The organism is Leisingera sp. F5 (assembly GCF_001593695.1).
In genome coordinates this window covers 1-5,700 of record NZ_LUKH01000120.1, presented here as the reverse complement: position 1 = coordinate 5,700, position 5,700 = coordinate 1, and the positions used below count along the sequence as shown (strand labels likewise).

The window sequence follows — 5,700 nt, the reverse complement described above, 5'->3', positions numbered from 1 at the left end:
CGCCGACGGTAGCTTTTGGTGGCCTCGTCGCGCACCGGCAGGGCATCACCTCGATCCAGGCACTGACCGCGGCGCAAGCGATTCCCGTGAACGAGATCGGCGCCCCCTTCACCATCACCACCGGGCGGCAATTGCGCGAAAACGGCTGGCCGGACAGCGCTGATACGCTGGTGATCATGCTGGACGGGGAATGTTCGTTCCAGTCCATTGATGCGCAAGAGACAGAGATCTTCTGGACCGCCTACGCGGGCATGGAAAACCAGATTTCCGTGGCAGGCCCGCTGGCGGAGGTTGCCGACCAGATCATTGAAACCCGCGCCAAGGCAAGGGCCGAGCATGGCTGGATCATGGATATCTACCTGCTGCGGCGGCGGTAACTGCCGCTGTCAGCAGCGCGTCCTTGCCCGCTCAGGGAGTAAATTCCTGGCTGGTTGGCCTCAGGTTCCTTCAGCCCTTCATCAATTTTTCCGCGGGGCACACGCAGCACGTGCCCAGTCCATTGAAAGGGAATAGTGGCTGTTACCATTCCATCCGGATCACCATCGTGGAAAAATCATTCGATGAACCTGCCTTTCCTGGGGCTCATACGATGGCCTTTCTTTTGCGCCTATAGGGCAGTTCAAGCTGCCTTTTCTTGGTTGATTGTGTGCATAATTTTGATGATTTCCTGAGCCTGAGACGCCGAAAAAACGCCCTCGCCCCCCATATCGTCCAGGTCTGTGAACGGCATTGTTGCAGAACTCACACGTGAGGTGTGACTTCCCCTTTCCCCACTGACTTCATGCCACGCGGACGGTCTTGTCGGTGCCGAGCGCGTTGCAGCGGTTCATAAGAGCGATGCGAATGTGGATCTCGGCGGTCTGGCGCTCGGGGTCTCTTGCGGCGATGGGCTCGCCGAAAGCCTTGAGGCGGCGCATCTTGGCTTCGATGCGGCTTCGGGCGTGGTATCCGGTCCAGCGCTTCCAGAACGCCCGGCCGTAGTGGCGGGTGGCACGCAGTGTCTCGTCGCGGACCCGCGCAGCCGGGCAATCCTCTTTCCGCGCGCGCCCGTTCTTGCGGATCGGGATGACCGGGGTGGCTTGCCGGCCGATGATGGCGGTGTGGCAGCGGCGCGTGTCATATGCCCGGTCAGCGGTCACGGTGCCGATCTGCTCGGCCTCGGGGATCTGACCGAGCAGGTCCGGCAGCACAGGCCGGCAGCACAGGACTGTCGCCGTCGCGGCTTGGAGTGAATTCCACAGCGCGCATGCCGGAGGTCGCCGTGTCCATGGCCAGATGCACCTTGCGCCCCTCTCATTGATTGCTTTGCAATCAACTGCCGGGCAGGGATTGGCGGCGGCCCTGCACCCCGTGCTTGCGGGCCTGCCATTCGCCATCCCCAAGCAACTTGATCCCGGTGCTGTCCATTGCCCGGCAGGGCATCACAGAGTGATGCCCCGAGAGGGGACCAGCAGGTTGAGCGGGCCGTCCATGCGGCGATACGGGATCTGCACCGCCAGTGTCTTCTGCCTGCGGCAGAGGGTGGAGAAGCCGGGCACGGGCCAATCCGGACCTGCCAGCCGGAGCAGGTTCGACGCCATCCCGGCGGTCTGCCGCAAGAGCAGCTTGAACAGCGCTTTGATCGACAGGCAGAACTGGATCGCCGCGTCGGAAAAGACCGCTGGGCGGCCCGGGCGGCATTCCTGCGGCGCACGCCAAGTCATGTCCTTGTCCACCCAGATCAGCAGTGAGCCCCGCTTGCGCAACGCGGCATTGTAGCTGGACCAGTTCGTTGTGCGATCGCGGGAGCGGGATGGTTTGCTCATGCGGACCGTGCAAGCGCATGGATTCCTGATGTGAATCCTCAATAGTCAGAGTTCTGCAACAACGCCGGTCCATGTCCTCAATGACCCGGTCTCTTTGGAGTGATTCCACTTGAAGCTGCAAGACCAGCGTTGCGGGGAATGCCGCAGATTGTTATTCAAAATTGAGCCGGGCGCCCTCAGTGGCACGCTCGCCATCAAGTGCCCAAGATGCAAGGCACACAATTCCCAGAGGCCGCTGAGCCCTTCACCAAAGCGCCAGGATACTTCCAATGAGCGCGATGGAAAGGCTCCAAACCATGACCTCCGCTTTCAAGATCAAATCTGAGGCCGCCCCCGGCCTCACCATCGCCCAGACCATCGCCCTGACCGACGCCCTGACCTTCCAAGACAATCTCAGCACGGCCAGTGTCGGAGGGCTGTTTACCGATCCGCCCTATTCATCCGGCGGGTCAAATCGCTTGATCCTTCAACCGACCTGGAAGAAATACACCGGCAAGAGCGAAGCTGCACGCGCACTGCCAGACTTTGCCGGGGAAACCATGGACCAGCGCTCTAACCTGCGCTTTACCCTCACCTGGACGAGCGCGGCGCGGCGGGTGCTGGACTGTGCTTAGGTTCCCGCGCTCCGAAACCTTCAAAAACCCTACACACCCTCTTTAAGGGGTATTAAAAACTCTCTGCCGCCCTGCGTTTTTTTACGGTTTGGGCGGCAGATTTCCGGATATTGCAACGGGAAGTGTCCCGCACTGCAACGCGAAGTGTCCCGCTACACCGCTACAGCAATCCTGCACGGCGGCTTTGCATTTGCGCAGCTTGCCTCAGCCCCGCCCGCTCGTTATTAAATAAACAACTGTTCAATTCATCTGAGCGACGGGAGGAGCTGCTTATGGATTTCGCGCTGACTGAGGAACAGCAGGCCATTTTCGACATGGCCCAAGCATTCGGCCAGGAAAACATCGCGCCGCATTCCCGCCAGTGGGAAAAAGACGGCACCATCCCCAAATCTCTGTGGCCGCGGCTGGCAGAACTGGGGTTCGGCGGGCTTTACGTGTCCGAGGAATACGGCGGCTCCGGTCTTACCCGCCTGGATGCCACCCTGGTGTTCGAAGCATTGGCGATGGCCGACCCCGCCATTGGTTCGTTCCTGTCGATCCACAACATGTGCGGCGGCATGATCGATAAGTTCGGGTCAGAAGAGACTAAGCAGAAATGGCTGCCCGCGCTTTGCACGATGGAGAAGATCTTCTCCTACTGCCTGACCGAACCCGGTTCCGGTTCCGACGCTGCGGCCCTCAAAACCCGCGCTGAGCGCAGCAATGAAGGCTATGTGCTGAACGGCACCAAGGCGTTCATCTCCGGCGGCTCCTACTCCGACGCCTATGTCGTGATGTGCCGCACCGGCGAGGATGGCCCCAAGGGGATCTCAACCGTGGTGGTCGAGGATGGCGCACAAGGCCTGTCGTTCGGCGCGCTGGAGGACAAGATGGGCTGGAAGGCGCAGCCCACCTCGCAGGTGCAATTCGACGATTGCGCGATCCCGGCGGACAACCTGATCGGCGAGGAAGGCAAGGGCTTTTCCTACGCCATGGCAGGCCTCGACGGCGGGCGGCTGAACATTTCGGCGGGTGCTCTAGGCGGCGCCCAGACGGCGCTGGACCAGACCGTGCAATACATGTCCGAGCGCAAGGCCTTCGGAAAGTCCATCAACCAGTTCCAGGCACTGCAGTTCCGGCTGGCGGAATATGAAACCCGCCTGCAGGCTGCCCGCACCTTCCTGCGCCAGGCGGCGTGGAAACTGGACACCGGCGCGCATGACGCCTCCAAGTTTTGCGCCATGGCCAAGCTGATGGTCACCGACACCGCCTTTGACGTGGCCAACGGCTGCCTGCAGCTGCACGGCGGCTACGGCTATCTGGCCGACTACGGTGTCGAGAAGATCGTCCGCGACCTGCGGGTGCATCAGATCCTGGAAGGCACCAACGAGATCATGCGCCTGATCGTCGCCCGCCAGCTGATAGCTGAGTAACCTGCAGCCGACAAAATTACACCGGCGCAACACCACGATGGAGCACCCAGGATGAGTGATATCCATATCCGCAAGACCGGCCAGGCCGGCCGCATCACCTTTACCCGCCCCAAGGCGCTGAACGCGATGAGCTATGAGATGTGCATGGCGATTGATGCCGCCATGCGCGGCTGGGCCGATGACGACAACGTCAAGCTGGTGGTGATCGATGCCGAGGGCGACAAGGCCTTTTGCGCCGGTGGCGACATTGCCGAGCTGTATGATACCGGCACCAAGGGCGACTACAGCTATGGCCGCACCTTCTGGCGCGATGAATACAGGCTGAACGCGCTGATTTTCGAATACAAGAAACCGGTGATCAGCTTCATGCAGGGCTTCACAATGGGCGGCGGCGTAGGCATCGGCTGCCATGGCACCCACCGGATTGTGAATGAGACCAGCCAGATTGCCATGCCCGAGGTCGGCATCGGCCTGGTGCCGGATGTGGGCGGATCACTGATGCTGGCGCTGGCGCCGGACCATTTGGGTGAATATCTTGGCATGACCGCGGCCCGGATGGGCGCGGATGACGCGATCCTTGCGGGTTTTGCTGACTTTTTCATCCCGCAAGAGCAATGGCCCGCACTGATTTCCGCGCTGGAAGAAACCGGCGCCGCTAAACTGGTGGAGGACGCCGCCCTGCCTGCTCCGCAAGGAAAGCTGCGCCCGGCACTGGCGGATATCACCCGCCATTTCGCCAAGGACTCGCTGGAAGACATTCAAGCCAGCCTCCAGGCCGAGGACAGCGATTTTGCCGCCGCGACGCTGAAGCCCCTTAGCCGCAACTCGCCGCTGTCGATGGCTTGCACGCTGGAAATGCTGCGCCGCCTGCGTGCTGATGGCCCTGCTATCCGCCGGGCGCTGGATCTGGAATACCGCTACACATTCCGCGCCATGGAGCAGAGCGATTTCCTGGAGGGCATCCGTGCCCAGATCATTGACAAGGACCGCAATCCGAAATGGCAATATGCGGGCCAGCCGGTGCCGGCCCAGGCGATTGAAGACATGCTGGCGCCGCTCGGCGCCGATGCGCTGACATTCGAGGAGGAACTCACATGAAAATCGGATTTATCGGGCTTGGCAACATGGGCGGGCCGATGGCCGCCAACCTGGCCAAGGCAGGCCATGAGGTCACCGGTTTTGATATGGCCGATGTCAGCATCGAAGGCGTGACCATGGCCGCCTCCGGCCCCGAGGCCGCGGCAGGTGCAGAGGCCGTCATCACCATGCTGCCCAACGGCGCCATCCTGCGCCTTGTCGCCGCTGAGATCATCCCGGCGATGACCAAAGGCGGCGCCTTCATTGACTGTTCCACCGTTGATGTGGACTCGGCCCGCGCGGTGGCCCAACAGGCCGACGCCGCAGGTCTTTTGTCCGTGGACGCCCCGGTCTCCGGCGGCATCGGCGGCGCGGCCGGCGGCACGCTCACCTTCATGGCCGGCGGCTCGGCTGATGCCTTTGCCGCCGCCGAACCGCTGTTTGATATCATGGGCCAGAAGGCTGTGCATTGCGGCGAGGCCGGCGCTGGCCAAGCCGCCAAGATCTGCAACAACATGATCCTCGGCGTCACCATGATTGCCACCTGCGAGGCCTTTGCGCTGGCAGACAAACTGGGCCTCGACCGGCAGAAGATGTTCGACGTGGTCTCCACATCCTCCGGCTATAGCTGGACCATGAATGCCTATTGCCCCGCCCCCGGCGTCGGCCCGGCTTCGCCCGCGGACAACAATTACCAGCCCGGATTTGCGGCTGAGCTGATGCTGAAGGACCTGGGCCTTAGCCAGCAAGCCGCGGCCAGCGCCGACGCCGACACGCCGATGGGTGAACTGG

6 protein-coding genes and 1 pseudogene are annotated in these 5,700 nt (G+C 62.0%); 6 read left to right on the top strand and 1 reads right to left on the bottom strand.

Annotation, left to right across the window (positions count from 1 at the left end; translation table 11 throughout):
* The coding region (locus A2I95_RS25310; protein ID WP_291734372.1) for an SAM-dependent methyltransferase at positions 1-377 on the top strand (377 nt) is incomplete at its 5' end.
* A gap of 402 nt (positions 378-779) precedes the next feature.
* Here the strand turns inward: A2I95_RS25310 and A2I95_RS25305 are convergent.
* Positions 780-1,805 (bottom strand): annotated as a pseudogene (locus tag A2I95_RS25305) (IS5 family transposase).
* A 109-nt stretch (positions 1,806-1,914) separates the two neighbouring features.
* Between A2I95_RS25305 and A2I95_RS42620 the strand changes: the two are divergent.
* The 5 genes from A2I95_RS42620 to mmsB form a co-directional block, all read left to right on the top strand.
* Positions 1,915-2,130 carry a Com family DNA-binding transcriptional regulator gene (locus A2I95_RS42620; RefSeq protein WP_367152545.1) on the top strand — a complete coding sequence of 72 codons (216 nt, stop codon included), beginning with the start codon at positions 1,915-1,917 and terminating at the stop codon, positions 2,128-2,130.
* Entirely contained in the window at positions 2,075-2,419 is a 345-nt protein-coding gene (locus tag A2I95_RS25300) for a hypothetical protein (protein ID WP_291734370.1), read from the top strand. The genes A2I95_RS42620 and A2I95_RS25300 overlap by 56 nt, the downstream gene beginning before the upstream one ends.
* A 272-nt stretch (positions 2,420-2,691) precedes the next feature.
* Entirely contained in the window at positions 2,692-3,831 is a 1,140-nt protein-coding gene (locus A2I95_RS25295) for an acyl-CoA dehydrogenase family protein (protein ID WP_291734368.1), read from the top strand.
* Between the two features lie 51 nt (positions 3,832-3,882).
* Positions 3,883-4,929 carry an enoyl-CoA hydratase/isomerase family protein gene (locus tag A2I95_RS25290; RefSeq protein ID WP_291734367.1) on the top strand — a complete coding sequence of 349 codons (1,047 nt, stop codon included), beginning with the start codon at positions 3,883-3,885 and terminating at the stop codon, positions 4,927-4,929.
* On the top strand, positions 4,926-5,700 hold a 775-nt coding region (gene mmsB, locus A2I95_RS25285), incomplete at its 3' end, for a 3-hydroxyisobutyrate dehydrogenase (protein WP_291734365.1). The genes A2I95_RS25290 and mmsB, both read left to right, overlap by 4 nt.

Coding starts and splice junctions, on each gene's coding strand:
- A2I95_RS25300 (WP_291734370.1), top strand. CDS start 2,075: ATGAGCGCGATGGAAAGGCTCCAAACCATGACCTCCGCTTTCAAGATC.
- A2I95_RS25295 (WP_291734368.1), top strand. CDS start 2,692: ATGGATTTCGCGCTGACTGAGGAACAGCAGGCCATTTTCGACATGGCC.
- A2I95_RS25290 (WP_291734367.1), top strand. CDS start 3,883: ATGAGTGATATCCATATCCGCAAGACCGGCCAGGCCGGCCGCATCACC.